This window comes from Lagierella sp. ICN-221743 (genome assembly GCF_037890055.1).
GTDB lineage: Bacteria > Bacillota > Clostridia > Tissierellales > Peptoniphilaceae > Mediannikoviicoccus.
Map to the genome: position 1 here is coordinate 22,472 of NZ_JBBKBD010000013.1, position 17,002 is coordinate 39,473.

Annotated in this window: 16 protein-coding genes; 10 read left to right on the plus strand and 6 right to left on the minus strand. The window is 33.9% G+C overall.

What is annotated here, in order from left to right; all coding sequences use genetic code 11:
* The first annotated feature begins 31 nt into the window (after positions 1-31).
* The 5 genes from WKS98_RS06790 to WKS98_RS06810 are packed head-to-tail and all read left to right on the plus strand — an operon-like array spanning position 32 to position 4,253.
* Entirely contained in the window at positions 32-658 is a 627-nt protein-coding gene (locus WKS98_RS06790; protein ID WP_498918016.1) for a P-II family nitrogen regulator, read from the plus strand.
* Positions 655-1,122: a methylated-DNA--[protein]-cysteine S-methyltransferase gene (locus WKS98_RS06795; protein WP_498918018.1), complete on the plus strand. Its 468-nt coding sequence runs from the start codon at positions 655-657 to the stop codon at positions 1,120-1,122. The genes WKS98_RS06790 and WKS98_RS06795 overlap by 4 nt, the downstream gene beginning before the upstream one ends.
* Complete coding sequence (locus WKS98_RS06800) at positions 1,106-1,924, plus strand: metallophosphoesterase (protein WP_498918020.1); 819 nt, start codon at positions 1,106-1,108, stop codon at positions 1,922-1,924. The genes WKS98_RS06795 and WKS98_RS06800 overlap by 17 nt, the downstream gene beginning before the upstream one ends.
* A gap of 48 nt (positions 1,925-1,972) precedes the next feature.
* Positions 1,973-2,671, plus strand: coding sequence for an ABC transporter ATP-binding protein (locus WKS98_RS06805; protein WP_498918022.1), 699 nt, complete (start codon positions 1,973-1,975; stop codon positions 2,669-2,671).
* On the plus strand, positions 2,664-4,253 hold the full coding sequence (locus WKS98_RS06810; RefSeq protein ID WP_498918023.1) for a putative ABC exporter domain-containing protein: 1,590 nt from the start codon (positions 2,664-2,666) through the stop codon (positions 4,251-4,253). Before WKS98_RS06805 ends, WKS98_RS06810 begins: the two co-directional genes overlap by 8 nt.
* Before the next feature lie 41 nt (positions 4,254-4,294).
* Here WKS98_RS06810 and WKS98_RS06815 read toward each other — a convergent pair whose 3' ends face one another.
* From WKS98_RS06815 to pfkB, 3 genes are all read right to left on the minus strand, one after another.
* Positions 4,295-6,199 carry a PTS fructose transporter subunit IIABC gene (locus WKS98_RS06815; RefSeq protein WP_498918025.1) on the minus strand — a complete coding sequence of 635 codons (1,905 nt, stop codon included), beginning with the start codon at positions 6,197-6,199 and terminating at the stop codon, positions 4,295-4,297.
* Positions 6,200-6,294: 95 nt separating this feature from the next.
* Positions 6,295-7,200, minus strand: coding sequence for a fructose PTS transporter subunit IIA (locus WKS98_RS06820; RefSeq protein WP_498918027.1), 906 nt, complete (start codon positions 7,198-7,200; stop codon positions 6,295-6,297).
* Positions 7,201-7,202: 2 nt separating this feature from the next.
* On the minus strand, positions 7,203-8,126 hold the full coding sequence (pfkB, locus tag WKS98_RS06825; RefSeq protein WP_498918029.1) for a 1-phosphofructokinase: 924 nt from the start codon (positions 8,124-8,126) through the stop codon (positions 7,203-7,205).
* A gap of 168 nt (positions 8,127-8,294) precedes the next feature.
* Here pfkB and argS point away from each other — a divergent pair, with 168 nt between their 5' ends.
* From argS to WKS98_RS06845, 4 genes are all read left to right on the plus strand, one after another.
* On the plus strand, positions 8,295-10,004 hold the full coding sequence (gene argS / locus WKS98_RS06830; protein ID WP_498918030.1) for an arginine--tRNA ligase: 1,710 nt from the start codon (positions 8,295-8,297) through the stop codon (positions 10,002-10,004).
* A gap of 148 nt (positions 10,005-10,152) precedes the next feature.
* On the plus strand, positions 10,153-10,758 hold the full coding sequence (locus WKS98_RS06835) for a manganese efflux pump MntP (RefSeq protein ID WP_498918032.1): 606 nt from the start codon (positions 10,153-10,155) through the stop codon (positions 10,756-10,758).
* Between the two features lie 132 nt (positions 10,759-10,890).
* Positions 10,891-11,046 carry an AbrB/MazE/SpoVT family DNA-binding domain-containing protein gene (locus tag WKS98_RS06840; RefSeq protein ID WP_498918034.1) on the plus strand — a complete coding sequence of 52 codons (156 nt, stop codon included), beginning with the start codon at positions 10,891-10,893 and terminating at the stop codon, positions 11,044-11,046.
* Between the two features lie 169 nt (positions 11,047-11,215).
* On the plus strand, positions 11,216-12,484 hold the full coding sequence (locus tag WKS98_RS06845; RefSeq protein WP_498918036.1) for an MFS transporter: 1,269 nt from the start codon (positions 11,216-11,218) through the stop codon (positions 12,482-12,484).
* Between the two features lie 34 nt (positions 12,485-12,518).
* Here the strand turns inward: WKS98_RS06845 and WKS98_RS06850 are convergent, their stop codons facing one another.
* The 3 genes from WKS98_RS06850 to WKS98_RS06860 are packed head-to-tail and all read right to left on the minus strand — an operon-like array spanning position 12,519 to position 15,262.
* Positions 12,519-13,778 carry a dihydroorotase gene (locus WKS98_RS06850; RefSeq protein WP_498918038.1) on the minus strand — a complete coding sequence of 420 codons (1,260 nt, stop codon included), beginning with the start codon at positions 13,776-13,778 and terminating at the stop codon, positions 12,519-12,521.
* Entirely contained in the window at positions 13,772-14,737 is a 966-nt protein-coding gene (locus tag WKS98_RS06855; RefSeq protein WP_498918040.1) for a biotin--[acetyl-CoA-carboxylase] ligase, read from the minus strand. The genes WKS98_RS06850 and WKS98_RS06855 overlap by 7 nt, the downstream gene beginning before the upstream one ends.
* A 3-nt stretch (positions 14,738-14,740) precedes the next feature.
* On the minus strand, positions 14,741-15,262 hold the full coding sequence (locus WKS98_RS06860) for a biotin transporter BioY (RefSeq protein WP_498918042.1): 522 nt from the start codon (positions 15,260-15,262) through the stop codon (positions 14,741-14,743).
* A gap of 1,119 nt (positions 15,263-16,381) precedes the next feature.
* On the opposite strand from WKS98_RS06860, the gene WKS98_RS06865 reads away from it, so the two are divergent.
* The gene (locus WKS98_RS06865; RefSeq protein WP_498918044.1) at positions 16,382-16,996 is read left to right on the plus strand and encodes a hypothetical protein; all 615 of its coding nucleotides are present in this window, start codon (positions 16,382-16,384) and stop codon (positions 16,994-16,996) included.
* Positions 16,997-17,002: the final 6 nt, after the last annotated feature.

Genomic DNA, 17,002 nt, shown 5'->3' on the forward strand with positions numbered 1-17,002 from the left:
TGTAGTTAAGTATTATTAGTGGAGGAATGTGATGAACAAAATTCTTACAATAATTGTGGGCAGCAAATATGGCAAAAAGATACTGGAAAGTATTGACAAGAGCCTATATAAAGAAGTATTCTTACTTGAAGGCACTGGAACATCTTCCAGTGGACTACATTATTTGCTAAAACTTTACGACATTAAAAAGGACATTATGTCTTTTATAGTTTCAAAAGAAAATTTGGATAAAATTTATAATTTTTTACTTGATGATATGGGCCTTGGTAACGATTTACGAGGTATAGCCTTTGACATAGACATAGATAAATTTGGGGATGAGGATATGAATACAGATAGACGAGAAGAAGGTTTTCTTTACGATGCAATATTTGCAATAGTTAATCATGGACATAGTGATGATGTTATATTAGCTGCTGAAAGAGCTGGAAGTATTGGAGCAACTGTACTAAATGCAAAGGGCTCTGGTTATGAAAAGAGAAATCCTATTTTGGAACTAGTGGTAGAACCGGAAAAAGAAGTTGTACTTATTATTAGCCCCCATACAAAGACCAATGCTATTATTGAATCCATCGATGAAGATATGAATAGTGGTGGAAAGAAAAATGCAATAACTTTTGCCATAAATGTAAATAGGGTTGAAGGGCTTAGAGGTTGAAAAATATTTTTGAGTATGAAAGCCCCATGGGACGTCTTTACATTGGAGAAGAGAGAGGCTTTTTAACTGATATCTCCTTTGAAAAAATAGTTGGAGAAAGAAGAAAAACCGATGTTATTTCAAAAACCATTCAGGAGCTTGATGAATACTTTAATCATCAGAGGACTAATTTTGATATTCCTATTAAATTAAGTGGAACGGATTTTCAAAACAAAGTATATGAATGTATTTATAAAACTTCTTATGGCAGTACCACTAGCTATGGAGAAGTTGCAAGGGTCATTGGTTTTCCAAGAGCATATAGGGCAGTTGGTAACGCCCTAAATAAAAACCAAATACTTATAGTAGTTCCATGCCACAGGGTTGTTAAGAGTAGTGGCGAAGTTGGAGGTTTCAGAGAGGGATTAAATAATAAAAATTTTTTATTAGAACTTGAGAGGGAAAATAATGATAAGACGATTTAAAATATTTTTAGCAGTAATTTTATTAATATTTATCCTATACAATGTGTACAACTTTTTTAATATAGTCATAAATAAGAAGGTATTTAAAAGTTCAAAGGTTCCAAAGGAATTTGATGGCTTTAGAATAATTCAGATAAGTGACTTTCACAATAAAAAATTTCACAGAAGAGATTTTTTCATAAAGTCTGTAATAACACAGAGGCCAGATGTGGTTTTTTTAACTGGAGACTTTGTTGACTCTAGAAAGCCAGACTTTAAATATGCACTTAATGTAATTAAAGAGCTTGTACCTGTAACTAAAATTTATTATGTTTTAGGAAATCACGAGGGAAGACTTAAGGGAATAGATAAATTTCTCGACGACTGCACAGAGCTTGGGGTTGTGGTACTAAGACAGCAGTCTGAAATAATTAGAAGGGGCGACTCTTTTATAAATATTGTAGGTGTGGATGACACCAGTATTACAACCATATGGACCATTAGAGATGTACTAAAGGAAAAGTTAATTAATGGTAATTTAAATATTCTCCTATCCCATAGGCCAGAAATTTTTGATGAGTATGTTGACAAAGGCTACGACCTTATTTTTACAGGACACACCCATGGCGGCCAGGTACGAATACCATTTCTTGGTGCAATCTTTGTTCCAGAACAAGGGGTATTACCAACCTATGACAAAGGCGCATTTACAAAGAAAGATAGCATGATGATAGTTTCATCGGGCATAGGGACTTCTGTAGTTCCCATAAGAATTTTTAACAAGCCTGAGTTAGTATTGGTTGAATTAAAATATGAAAAATAATCTTTACCTTTTAACACTACTCTGCTATACTGTACTAAGGAGGTAGTTATGTTAGACGTAAAAAGACTCACTAAGAAATACAATAAGGTTAAAGCCATAGATGATGTATCTTTCTTTATACCCGATGGAAAAGTTGGAGTTATTATGGGACCAAATGGTTCTGGCAAGTCCACAACTATAAAATCCATCGCTGGTCTTTTAAGATACACTGGAGAAATAAGCATACAGGGATTTGACAACAGGAGCATTGAAGCAAAGAAAGTTTTTGGATATGTTCCAGAAATTCCAACAATGTTTCCGCTTTTAACCGTTAGAGAACATATAATATACACTTTAAAGGCATATGGCCTTCCAATTGACGAAGAAAAGATTGAGTACTTATTAAATACCTTTGAGCTGAAGGACAAGGAAAATAAACTTGGGGACGAACTTTCAAAGGGGATGATGCAAAAGGTTTCAATTTGCTGTGCTCTTATTATAGAACCAAAAGTACTTATGCTTGACGAGCCTATGATTGGTCTTGATCCAAAGGCCATTAGAGAGCTTAAGAAGATGATATTAGAACTTAGGGACAAGGGAGTTACCATACTTATTTCGACTCATATGCTTGAAATGGTGGAAGGGCTTTGGGACACCATAGTCATACTAAAAAATGGAAAAGTCATGGGACAGTTTGACAAGGACATGGTGGAAGGAAAGAACTTGGAAGAAATCTTCTTCAAAGTAACCGGTGATGAAGATGTATAGTTCAAGTGTCTACTATATTAAGAGAAATTTAATTAATAGGGTAAAACAACTTAGATATAAGCCGCTAAAAGTTATTGGGAAACTGCTTATACTACTTTACTTTATAAATCTTCCCTTTATTTTGCAACAAAATTTTAAGAGTATAAACTTTGACTCACCAGAAGGCTATGTTGCGGTTTTTGCAGTTCTTATGATTTACTTTGGAATCCCTGGAACATTAAGTTATTTAAAGAGAAGGGGAATAATTTTTAAGCAGGAGAATGTAAACTTTGACTTTACAGCTCCCTTAACACCAAAGCAAATTCTTTTAAAGGGATTTACATTAAACGCCTTTTATGGATTGATATTACAACTTGCCATGGCAGTTGGAGGCTACTTCGTGTTTCATTTGAAACTGTGGCAGGTACTTTTAATATTTGCGATACAACTTACGGTGTCACTGGCTTCAGACTTTGCCATAGCTGTGATTATATATGCTTCAGAGGACTTAACTGAAAAGCATAAAAGTATTATTCGATATACTGTCTATGGGCTGTTGGTATTAGTTGCAGCCTATATGATTGAAGTTGTAGTTAGAGGTACAGGACCAGTAAGTGGAAGAATTTTAAAAATGTTAAACTCAGACCCACTTATGTTTGTGCCAATATATGGATTTGAAATTGGTGTTATTTCATTAATTATTAAGGGATACACTCTACCAAGGCTTGTGGCAACAATTTTAAGTTTTGTAACTACAATTATCCTGGTAATTTTGGCAAAAAAATGTACCTCCACTGGAGAGTACTATGAAGATGCCATAAAATTTTCAGAAGATTATAGAATTGCCGTTAAAAAGAATAAAGAAACTGGAAAATCCCATAGGGTTGGAAAGAAACAAAAGGTTTTGGAAAATGCTAAGTTCACCATTAAGGGAAACTACGCAAAGGCAATTTTTGAAAAGCGGGTTAATGAATATAAAAAACTTCCTCTACTGGATAAAATAAAACTTCCAGGTTTTGCAGTTTTAGCTTCCTTATTTTTTGTGTTTATATTTGGAGACGAAGAGTTTGGAAAAAATGGATTTTCTGCAGTAATAGGAGCCATTTCTATATATATAAATCTAATATCATTTAGATTTTTATCCATGGACGGGGAATATAATCACTATTCATTTTATTTAATTCCAGACACCATGGGTAAAAAAGTATTTTACTCAGGCCTTTTAGGAAATATAAAAACTTTAGTTGTTTCAATAGGTCTATTCCTTCCATTTTTTATAATAACTGGACAGGGACCACTAAGGATAGTTGGCGCGGTGCTAATGTTTAATTCCATCTCACTTATTTTCAACTACTTAGGCAAGGGGATAATTAAAGTTTTAGAATCTCGCCTTGGAAGAACTTTTGGAATGTTTGCATTTATAATAATTGGAATAATCCTTTCAGGAATCAGCCTAGGAATAGGAACAGTGGCAGAAGTATTTTCAAATGTAGAAGATTCTGGATTTTTTGTTACAGCTGCAATTGCCATACTGATTTCAATAATTTTACTTTTTATAAATGGAAAACTCTACAAGCACATGGAGTTTATTACAGAAGAATAATAAAAACTGTTGGAGTGATATGCCCCAACAGTTTTTTATTGCTATTTAATATTTTTCTTTAATACGCCAAGTAATATTGTGGAAATTGCAGTACCAACTATAAGAGCCAGTAGATACATAAGTGGGTTTCCAATTACTGGAACTACAAATATTCCACCATGTGGAGCCATTAGAGTACAGTTGAATAACATTGACAATGCTCCCGCAACTCCAGAGCCGATTATACATGAAGGAAGTACCCTTGCTGGGTCTTGTGCTGCAAATGGAATTGCACCTTCAGTTATAAATGAAAGGCCCATTATAATATTTGCCGGTGCTGACTTTCTTTGTGTTTCTGTAAATTTGTTTTTAAAGATTAGTGATGCCAGTGCTATTGCAATTGGAGGCACCATTCCACCAATCATAACCGCCGCCATGATATTGTAGTTTCCTGCAGCTATTGATGCAGTACCAAATACATAGGAAGCCTTGTTGAAAGGTCCACCCATATCCACAGCCATCATACCTGCCACTATAAAACCAAGTACGAGGCTACTTGTTCCTTGAAGGCTAGACAACCATGTGTTTAGTCCCACATTTATCTTTCCAACCACAGGCTCAATGGCAAGTGTCATTACAAGTCCTGTAAATAAAACACCGAACACAGGATAGATTAAAATAGTTCTAATTCCGTCTAGGTTCTTAGGAAGTGGATTTGTTATCTTCATTAAACCATTTACAATATAGCCTGCTAGAAAACCTGCAGCTAGTGCTCCCAAGAATCCAGAAGTTCCAGCAGCTGCTATGGCACCACCGACAAAACCTGCCACAAGGCCCGGTCTATCGGCAATACTCATGGCAATAAAGCCAGCAAGTACCGGAAGCATAAATGAGAATGATAGTCCACCAATGGTCTTGAGTGTCTTTGCAGTTTCAGTTATTGTACCAAGATTTGATCTTTGTTCTACTGTAAGAGCGCCAAGGTCAACGGACAAACTGTCAACTAAGAATGAAAGGGCAATTAAAATCCCTCCACCAACTACAAATGGAAGCATATGGGATACACCATTCATCAAATGTCTATATATCTTATGTCCTATACTTTCATTTTCAACTTTGTTTTCCTTTACAGAACTTCCGCCCTTTGCCTTATAGATTGGTGCATTTTCTGAAAGCACTCTTTCAATTAACACATCTGGTTTTGAAATACCGTCAGAAACTTGAGTTTCAATAACCTTTTTGCCAGCGAATCTATCCATTTGCACATTGGTGTCAGATGCAATTATTACACCATCTGCATTTGCAATGTCTTCTTCAGTTAAAACATTTTTTGCACCACCGGAGCCCCTTGTTTCAACTTTGATATTGTATCCCAGTTCCTTTGCCTTCTTTTCAAGGGCTTCTGCCGCCATATAGGTGTGGGCAATACCTGTAGGACAACCTGTAACTGCAACAATGTTTTTAGTTTCCTTTGGAACTTCTTGAGATAAAGGAGCTTCTTCTTCAAACTTTTCCTTTTCCGCATTGTCGATTATTTCTAAAAATTCTTCCTTGCTCTTTGCCTTTACAAGAGAGCTTATAAAGTTTTCATCCATAAGCATTTTTGAAAGCCTTGCAAGAATTTGTAGATGCAAATTTGAATCACTGTCTGGTGCTGCAATTAAAAATAATAAATTTACAGGATTTCCGTCCAATGAATTAAACTCTACGCCATCAGGAATTGTAATTGCTGCAAGGCCTGGTTCTTTTACTGCCTTAGACTTACCATGGGGAATGGCAACACCTTCGCCAACTCCTGTGGAGCCCTGTTCTTCACGATGATAAACTTGTTTTTTAAACTCTTCTAGGTCTTCAATATTGTTTAAATTATTCATAAGATCTACAGCAGTATCAATGGCCTCATTCTTGCTATTTAAACTTTCGCCAATGGAAATGCTATCTTTTGTTAGTAAGTCGGTAATCTTCATATCAGCCCTCCATATACCATTATGATGATAAGGTTTTCAAACCTAATAAATTACAAGCACTACCTTAAGATAGTGCTATTGTATTTTTGTTTTATTTATTTTTTTAAAAGCTCTTTAAGATGTCTATATATCCAGTTGCCGCTTTTTTCATTTTCTTCTTCATTAGGAACTTTTCCGTCAAATACAGGAGTTTCTTCTGAAATAGCTTCTTTAAGAAGGCGAGTTGGATTTGTAATAGCATCTGCAACCTTTGTTAATACGAGTCTCTTTCCTTTAAATCTTTCCATAGGAACTTTTGTGTCCGATGCAACAATTACACTAAATGCCTTTTCAATATCTTCATTAGTAAGTTCGTTTCTTGAATTACTTCTACCTCTAGTTTCAACTTTGATATTGTATCCAAGTTCCTTAGCCTTTTGTTCCAGTGCATCCGCTGCCATATAAGTGTGAACAATACCTGTAGGACAACCTGTAACGGCAACTATATTCTTTGCTCCAGAAATATCTTCTTTCTTTTCTTTCTTGAAGCCTTCATCTTTGAATTTTTCCTTTTCAGTTCTGTCGATTATATTTAAAAATTCTTCCTTATCCTTTGCTAGAACTAATTCATCTATAAAACTTTGGTCCATAAGCATTGTAGAAAGTCTTGAAAGAATCTTAAGATGTATATTTGTATCATCTTCGTGGTCTGCAATTAGAAATAATAACTTAACTGGTTCGCCGTTTAGAGAATTAAAGTCAAGTCCATTTGGAATAGTTATTGCAGAAAGACCCGGCCTAATAACTGCGTCTGACTTTCCATGGGGAATGGCAACGCCTTTACCAACTCCTGTTGAAGAGATATCTTCTCTAATAAGAACTTGTTTCTTAAATTCGTCCACGTCTGATAAGTTATTAAGGTTTTTCATTAGGTCGATAGCTTTGTCGATGGCTTCGTTTTTGTTTTCAAAACTCTCTCCAATAAGAATACTATCTTTTGTTAGTAAGTCAGTAATTTTCATAATCATTCCTCCAATGCATTAATAGTTATATTTTTAATAAGTTTCAAAACGTCATCACTTGTGGCAAGTTCTTCAGAAAATGCCGATGCAGCACCACATGCAAGGCCATACTTCAAAGCTTCTTCAAAAGAATTTTTCTTTATATATCCATATAAAAAGCCTGCCACCATGGAGTCGCCGGCGCCTACGGAGTTAACAAGTTCTCCCTTGGGAGAGTTGCCACAGTAAACTCTATTCCCTTCAGTAACTAGTATAGCACCCTTTTCGCCCAGTGACACTAAAACATTTCTTGCACCAAGCTTTTGTAACTCTCTTGCATAGTAGATGACATCAGCTTGAGAATTAATTTTTACATTAAAAACTGAACCTAATTCCTCTTCATTAGGTTTAATCAAAAAAGGTTTATAGGACAGGGATTTTTTTAGCTGTTCCTTTTCGGCGTCAACTACAACTTCCACATCTTTGCTATTTACAAGCTTCATAATTTCAAGATAAAAATCAGAAGGCATGGATGGAGGGATTTTACCTGCCAATACTAAGTAGTCACCATCGTTTAAATTTTTAATCTGATTAAGTAATTTGTTTTTTGTCTCTTCACATATGCTAGGTCCCTGTGCGTTAATTGCAGTTTCACTATCGGAACGGACCTTTACATTTATTCTTGTCAGAGCATCTTCTTGAAAGATTAAATCTTCATGAATATTTTTTTGTTTTAAAAGCAGGGCCAAGTGCTCTCCCGTAAAGCCTCCCACAATTCCAAGGGCCGTGTTTTCAAGTCCCAAATTGCTTAAGACCTGACTTACATTTATGCCTTTGCCACCGGGAAGAAACTTTTCGCCATGGCTTCTGTTTATAATTGACGCTTCAAAATTTTCTACATCCACAATGTAGTCTAAGGAGGGATTTAGAGTAACTGTTTTAATCATTTTATCTCCTTATAATATTATTTACTATTTTATATAAACTTACCCTGTTTCGCTTGTTTCAAACTTCCTAGATGATTTACTGGTAAATACTTAATCAATATTCAAACTTGTGATAAAATATGATACATAAACATCTTGTTAACTAGAAGTCATAAGAGGGAGAAGACAATGATAGATTTTAAAAATGAAATTGCTAACATATTAAGTGAAAAGATAAGTGAAATTTCAAAAGACGAAATATTTCAAAATATCGAAGTACCACCAAGCTATGAAATGGGAGATTTTGCTTTTCCAACTTTTCAATTAGCTAAGGTATTTAGAAAAAACCCAGCTGTAATAGCAACAGAATTAAAAGACTCAATAGATTCAGATATGTTTGAAAAAATTGAAACAAAGGGAGCGTACTTAAACTTCTTTATAAATAAAGAAAAATTATCAGAGACAATTATGAAAGAGTCCATTGAAAAGAAAGAGGAATTTGGTCGTGTAGACATTGGAAACGGTAGAAATGTAATAGTTGAATACTCTTCACCAAATATTGCAAAGCCATTCCACATTGGCCACATTAGAACTACAATTATTGGTGACTCTTTAAAAAGAATTTTTTCATTCCTTGGATATAATGCAATTGCATACAACCACCTTGGGGACTATGGAACTCAATTTGGTATGCTTATAGTTGCAATAAAAAAATGGGGAAACCTAAAGGAAATTGAAAATAATCCTATTCCAGAGTTACTTAAGTTATATGTAAAAATAAATGAAGCTATTGAAAATGACGAAAAGCTTCACAGAGAGTGTAGAGATGCCTTTGTGGATCTTGAAAACAAAGACCCTGAAGCAGTTAAAATGTGGGAGTGGATTAGAAATATTTCACTGGAAGAGTTCAAAAGGGTTTATAAGATGTTAGATATTGAATTTGACTCTTACAAAGGCGAACACTATTACTCAGACAAGATGGACGAACAAGTTAAAAGGATGGAAGAACAGGGAATCCTTGTGGACTCTCAAGGTGCAAAGATAGTTGACCTTGAAAAGTATGACCTACCACCTGCACTTATAATAAAATCTGACGGCTCCACCATCTACATCACAAGGGATGTGGCGGCGGCAAAGTATCGTCATGATAATTACAAACCATACAAAAATATATACGTTGTAGCTTCACAACAAAATCTACATTTCCAACAACTTAAATATGTGCTAAAGGAAATGGGATATGATTGGTATGACGAAGTTACCCATGTTCCTTTTGGAATGGTATCTCTAGAAGACGGAACCCTTTCAACAAGAAAAGGTAGAGTTGTATACCTTGAAGATGTATTAAATCGTGCTGTTGATAAAGTTGATGACATACTTACAGAAAGAGAAGAAGAAAAGGGTATAAAGATAGAAGACAAGGAAGAACTTGCAAAAGAGATTGGAATAGGCGCAGTTAAATTCCAAGAACTTTTCAACCAAAGAATAAAGGACTATGTATTCTCATGGGACAAGACCTTGTCATTTGAAGGAGAAACCGGACCATATGTACAATACGTGCATGCAAGAATCTGTTCACTTCTTAAAAAAGGTGACTTCAATTTAGATATGGAATTTGATCCGGCACTTCTAAAGACAGAAGAAGAAATAAATGTGCTTAGAGTGTTATATAACTTCAAAGACACTGTAATAGATGCCCATGAAAAGATGGAACCATTCTTCGTAACAAGATATGTGGTAGAACTTGCCAAGGAGTTCAATAAATTCTATAATAGAGTTCCAATTCTTGACGAAGACGAAAAGTTAAAGAATACAAGACTATTACTTTGCTATACAGTTAAGAATGTAATAAAGAAGGGGCTTTATCTACTTGGAATAAAAGCACCAGAAAAGATGTAGTTTATTAGAATTGAGAATCACGCCTTCATGTTATTAAGGGGAAAATTTTTGTAAAGCAAAAATTGAAGTCGAAGAATCTCATTTCAATTTAATAAAATTTTATAAAGAGCCCACCATTGTGGGCTTTTGAATTTGGTTAGGAGATAATATGACAGCATTAGCTATGTCCACATTAGATATGCTACTTTTAGGGGTGGGTGTATCCGCCGATGCCTTTGCAGTTGCCATGTGCAAGGGACTTTGTCTAAGTCGATTCGACAGGGGATATGCCACAAAGATAGCAGTTCTATTTGGATTTTTTCAAGGTATGATGACCTTTTTAGGTTACTTTATAGGATATAGATTTATAGGGTTGATAATGAACATTGACCACTGGATGGCATTTACACTCCTATTCTTTATAGGAGGCAAAATGGTTTATGAAGCCATTACCGAAGAAAAAGACGAAGATTATATATGCCCACTTGATATGAAATTTGATATAAAAGAAATGCTTGTACTTTCGGTTGCAACAAGTATTGACGCTTTAGCAGTAGGCCTTTCCCTACTTGCATTTAATGTAAATATATTAAAACCTTCTGGAATAATAGTACTGACTACATTTGCTTTTTCATTTGTGGCAGTATATTTAGGATTTAAATTTGGAGACAAATTCAAAAAGAGCTCAGAAGTTTTAGGTGGAAGTATATTGATTCTTATAGGACTTAAAATATTGTTAGAACATCTTTTAGATCATGGATTTTTAAGTCGCTAGAATTAAAAGTAATAAATATTAGAGTAATGAAGAGAATACGAAGTTTTAAATTTATTCTTTTCATTACTCTTTTTTATATTGAAAAAAAATTCTAGGCTTGTATATACTCAACATATACAAGGAGTGATAAAAATGACAATAAAAATTCAAAAATGGGGTAATAGCCAAGGCATAAGAATACCAAAAGTCATTCTTGACGAACTTAATATTAGCGAAAAAGACGAGTTAAAAATAAAAGTAGAGCACAATAAAATATTAATAGAAAATATAGGGCAAAGAAAAAAATAGTAAGGATTTCTTCAATGGCTTTGACGGATATTATAAAAGTGTGAACGTTAATTTGTGAGACTAAATGGGCTATAGAAATGATAATGATTATTGATTTAATCTTAAGCACATGCTAAAATGAATCTACAAAAGCTCGTGCTTTTAAAATAAAAAGAAAGGATAGTTTTAAATGAAAGAACCTGTAAAAAAATTATTGAGAAACAAAAGCTACTTAAGTTACTTTTTTTCAACAGCTTTTTCTATGGGCTCAAGTAATATACTTCAATTTACTTTGGCATTATATATTCTTGAAAAAACAGGGTCGCCTTTAGTATATGCTTCCATTCTTTCTATTGTAATTGTGCCTAGAATTTTTCTAACGCCTATAGGTGGAGTGGTAGGAGACAGGCTAAAAAGAATAAACATAATTAAAACTCTAACCTTAGTACAATTATTAATCATGACTTTTTACGCGATTTATTCGGGTACATATAGAGATATTTCTCTCTTTTCTGTTTATGTTTTAGTTATTGCATTGGAAATGATAGAGGTATTTTACAATGCTGCGGAAAGTTCAATTTTATCGGAAATAATAGATAAGGATTTAATGGAAGAAGCTGTAACTCTATCTAGAGTGGACGATGGTATTGTATATATAACTACACCTGTGGTTGCGGCATTCATATATAAGAAGTTCGGTATTTTTGGTGCGTTTATATTAATATCTAGTTTATTATCCCTTGCAATGGTATTAAACTTTTTCATAGATACACCCTATGCTTCTAATAAAAAAGAGAATAAAGTCGGAGGATTTAAGAATTATTTTTTAGAATTCAAAGAAGGCTTGGAAGAATTAGGCAGAAATAAATTTGCTAAAATCTTTGTTATTGTAGCTCCTTTAATAAATTTTTCATTCTCAGCAGTATTTAGCGTAGTGATTACTTATGTGTTTTTAGAAGTGTTTAGCATAAGCGAATATGCTTATGGAGCATATAGAGCGGCAACGGCAAGTGTAAGTATTGTTCTTCCGTTTTTAATACTACCTATAATTAAAAAAGTTAAGCCTGAAAAATTACTTAAATACAGCTCGCTTTCCATATCGGCATTTTTATTTCTAATAGGCTGCAGTGTTTATTTTGGAATGAATGGAGGAAAGGAAAACATATTAGCGGCAGTGTGTCTAATAACCGTACTTGATTGTCTAGTAATTAGTTCGGTGATGCCATTAAATATTGCAACGCAGGTATTTTTTCAAAAGAATATCAAAAATGAATACAGAAGTCGAATCATGTCAGTGTTTAGTATGTTGGCATTGTCATCCATACCACTAGGAAATATGTTTTATGGATTTTTAGCAGATAAATTTCCAGCCTACACCTGTGTTTTTATAGCAAGTTTAGCAGTGTTTATTTCCTACCCAATTATTATATTTGCTTCAAGAGAAGAATCTCTTCAATAAAAAAACGCCCCCTTCAGAACGAAGGGGGGATTTTTTATCCTCTATAAACAACATTTCCACCACAGATGGTATACTTAACAACTCCCTGTAGTTTCATTCCTCTATAAGGAGAGTTTTTTGATTTGGAAACAAATTCATCGTAGATTATTTCTTCATCGGGATTAAAGATTGTTATATCTGCAGGCAAATATTTTTTTATTTCTCCCGCAGGAAAGTTAAATAACTTTGCAGGGTTTAGAGACATCTTTTCAATAAGTTGTTGAAGTGTTAGATGTCCCGGCTTTACAAGTTTTGTTATGGAAAGGGACAGTGAAGTTTCAAGTCCAAGGATGCCGCTAGGTGCCCTTTCAAATTCCCTTTCTTTTTCCTTCATGGTATGGGGAGCGTGATCCGTTGCAATCATGTCGATTGTACCGTCTTTCAAACCTTCAATAAGTGCAAGTCTATCTTCCTCTGTTCTAATTGGTGGATTTATTCTTGCCAGGGTTCCAAATTTTAAAACATCTTCTTCGTTTAAACTAAAGTGATTTGGTGTTACTTCGCAAGTTGCATTTACTCCAAGCTCTTTAAATAATTTTATTATTTCCACCGATTCTTTGCATGATATATGTTGAATGTGGATGTGGCCCTTGGTACTTAGTCCTATTGCCAAGTCCTTTGCAATTTGTGAATACTCTGAAACCTTTGATGCGCCCTTTACATTAAAGGCCTTTGCAACTTCCCCTTCATTTACTCCATGGGAGCCTAGCATATCCGAGTCCTCTTCATGAAGGCTTATTGGTACATTTAATTTATATGCCCTGTCTAGTGCGTCTTTTAAAAACTTTCCGTCTTTAATCACAACACCGTCATCACTAAGACCAACGGCACCAAGTTCAATTAGCTTTTCGAAGTCTGTAAACTCTTTACCACTTAACTTTTTGCTTACTGTGGCAATGGTCTTAACATTTATGGGACATTTTTTTGAACGCTCTAAAAATTCTTTCAATGTGTCTTCGTTATCCATGGTGGGGTTGGTGTTTCCCATGCAAACAACTGTTGTAAATCCACCTCTTGCAGCTGCATTTGCCCCAGAGTAGATATCTTCCTTATGGGTAAAGCCTGGGTCTCTAAAGTGAACATGCACATCCACAAGGCCAGGGGAAACCACTAGACCCTTTGCATCTATAACTTCTTCTCCATCTTCCCTTAGGTCCTTAGCAATTTCTACAACTTTTCCATCTTTAATTCGAATATCCAACACTTCATCCACATTGTTTTTAGGGTCAATTACATGACCATTTTTTATTAACATATGTCCTCCTTAAGTTCCACGCTTCCAGTTTTAAGATGTATGACTTTGCTTTTTGTCTTGATGACAAGAGAATAATTTTCATCAATATCAATTACTTTGCCTTTTTCTTTGTGCCCTTCATAATCGAAAGTAACAAAGTGGCCCTTTAGATACGACTTTTCTCTATAATACTCATAAAAATCTTTAGAATCAATATTTTTATAGTGGTGGATTACATTATCAATTAACCTTGCGATAAACTTTGCCTTTAGTGCTTCATCAAAGTCTTCAATAACATAGCCTGCAATACTTGAAATATCATTTGGAAGAGCTTCTGGTTTAAAAAGATTTACCCCAATGCCCAGCACCGCATAGGATAAATTTAACTGTTCAAAGTCCATTGAACCTTCCGTTAAAATGCCACAGATTTTTTTATTGTCAATAAAGATATCATTAACCCATTTTATTTTAGTATCCTTATTAGTAAACTCCTCAATGGTTTTAGAAACAGCAACAGCAGCAGACGTTGTAATGTTTAGAGCCTTTTCCATAGAAAACTTTGGACGAAGGAGCATGGACATATACACTCCAGTGTTACCGGGAGAGTAAAAAGACTTGCCCTGCCTGCCCTTGCCACTGGACTGGCTGTCTGAAATAACAGTATAGTACTCAGGATAATTTTTATTTGCGAGCACCTTAACATAATCATTGGTAGAAGAAACTTCATCTAGGTACTCAAGAGAAATTTTATTTTCGCATAGGGATAGAATATCCTCTCTAAAACCCTCTCTGCTCTTTCTTAATAGACGATAACCATATTGGTTTTTTGCCTCTATTTCAAAGCCTTCGCTACGAAGCTCTTCAATTGCCTTCCAAATGGCATTTCTTGTAACTTGAAGCTCCAGCGCCATCTTGGTGCCGGGAATAAAATTATTTATATTTTTTTCTAAAAGTTTAAAAACTTCATCCTTTATCTTCATAATCTAACCAACTTTCTTTAATAGCCCTGCAATATAATCTGCTAATAAAATCTTTAAAACATCAGGAATTATAAATGGAATTACACAAAGGGACAGCGCCTTTGAAAAACTCATGGCGGCCTTTGTGTACATATTTATAAACCAAAAAGTTCCAAATATGTAACATATAATAAGACCAATAAACATAGAAAAATATCTGCAAGACCTCTTGTCAGGCAAAAACTCCAGAAGTTTTCCAGTAACAATTGCAGTTAATAAAAACCCTATGATGTATCCGCCAGTTGGCCCGGCAATGGCTGCAACCCCGGACTTAAAACCAGAAAAAACTGGAAGGCCAACAAGCCCAAGGGCGATATAAGAAAGCACGACAAAAAATCCCTTCCATGTTCCAAGAACAAGAATAGTTAAAAAGATTGCAAAAGTCTGTAGAGTAAAAGGCACCACCATAGGTATGGGTATCCATGAAGATATAACCATAATCCCAAGCAACATTCCCATAAAAGCAATATCTCTTGATTTATTCATTTAATCACCCCTTAGTAAAATATTATGTATTTATTTCCCGATTTTATTTAGCTTATTTGTAGTGATTTTCAAAATTTACCGTTACATTTCAATTCGATTTTATTTTTCGTAAAACTTATACTTTTTATTTTTCAATTCACATTTCGTTTTTGCAACACTAATGCTTTTCATTTCGATATCACATTTCGTTTTCACATCACTTATGTTTTTTATTTTTCAATTTACATTTCGTTTTATCTAGTTTATAGTGGTTTTTATTTTGATTTTCATTTCACATTTCATTTTCGTATAACTTAAATTTTTAATTTTATTTCACATCGATTATGCCTTTTATTTTCGCTATTCATTTCATTTTAACTATTAATTTTATTTTAATCACAATCTTAACGTATATTTCTTTACATCTTAATTACTTCCACAGTCCATCTCTTTATATTATATTCCCACGACAGGGGAAACCTGTCAACTAAAATGTTACAACTAGGTTGACAGGATGGGTAGGCGGAATATTTTGGTGGAAAGTGTCATAGGTATTGAAGTGAATGAAAAATATGATAGTTAGTGACATGATTCAAGAAAATAGAAATATAAATGTTTTTTTAACGGTCTTACTTTCCTTTTTAATTTAAATTTCTATTCCAATTTATGTTTTGATATGCTTCTTACTTAGTTTCATAAATTATTTTCTAACAATACACTCTCTTGACAATGCAGCCTGTCAACTAAAAAATTAAAATTAAGTTGACGGGATGGGTAGGCGGAATGTTTTAAGATAAAAAGCACTGTTATGGTTAAATTTTGTGGTGAGAAGGTAGAAATAAGTCGATTTCAAAATGGTTCTAAAAAGTATTCTTAAATATAAAAGTATTTGCGTTTGCATAGACAACTTAAACAAAGCTTGGTAAAAAAGAAGGCTTAAAAATTAAAAATTTTTAGGATAGGCAAAGAAATAAATTTTGTAGAAGAGGTCATAAATAATAATAAAAAACATTAAAGTTTTAATTGTTTTTTCAAATTGTAAGAATTTTGTAATAGTTATGTAATAATTTTGAAATAATTGGATTGTATAATTATAGTAGGAAGAAAAATAAATCAAAGTAATGATAAGGAGTGAGGGTTATGAAAAAAACATTATTACTTTTACTGATAATTGGTTCAACTCTTTTTGGATCTTATATGCTATATGGCAATGAAGAAGATAGGCCTAGTGATGCAAATTTAACTGTAAACAATAGAACTTCTGTAAATTTCAAAAACATTGGACTATATAATGGAAATTGGGCAAGCATTTTGTCTGATGTTAGGGAAAATAAAATAGACCACTCTAAGAACTACTACTTTAACTTAAAGGACTTAGAAAGCAAGGATGAGTGGTGCTTAAAGGGAATCGACAATGATGGAAGAGAATATTTTTCATATGTAAAATTAAAGCCTGGTGATGAGCTTGTTGTAAAGGATATTAAAAATGGAAAGCTTATTACAAATAGCGACTGTGAACCGGGGAAGGACTTAAGTAATTTTGATATGGCGAGCCTTGTTTCAAATTGGGAATATAGAATCGACAACGATAAAATCATTTCAAGGTTTGTATGCAAGTACAAACACAGCACAAAGGTTATGGGCAAGGACAACAAAATAAATAGTTCTAAGATTACATCTCCTAATAAGAGTTCACAAGTTTTTGGAGAAAAGGGTAAAAAGAATCTTTCTTGGATAGAGATTGTGTATAATTAAAGTATC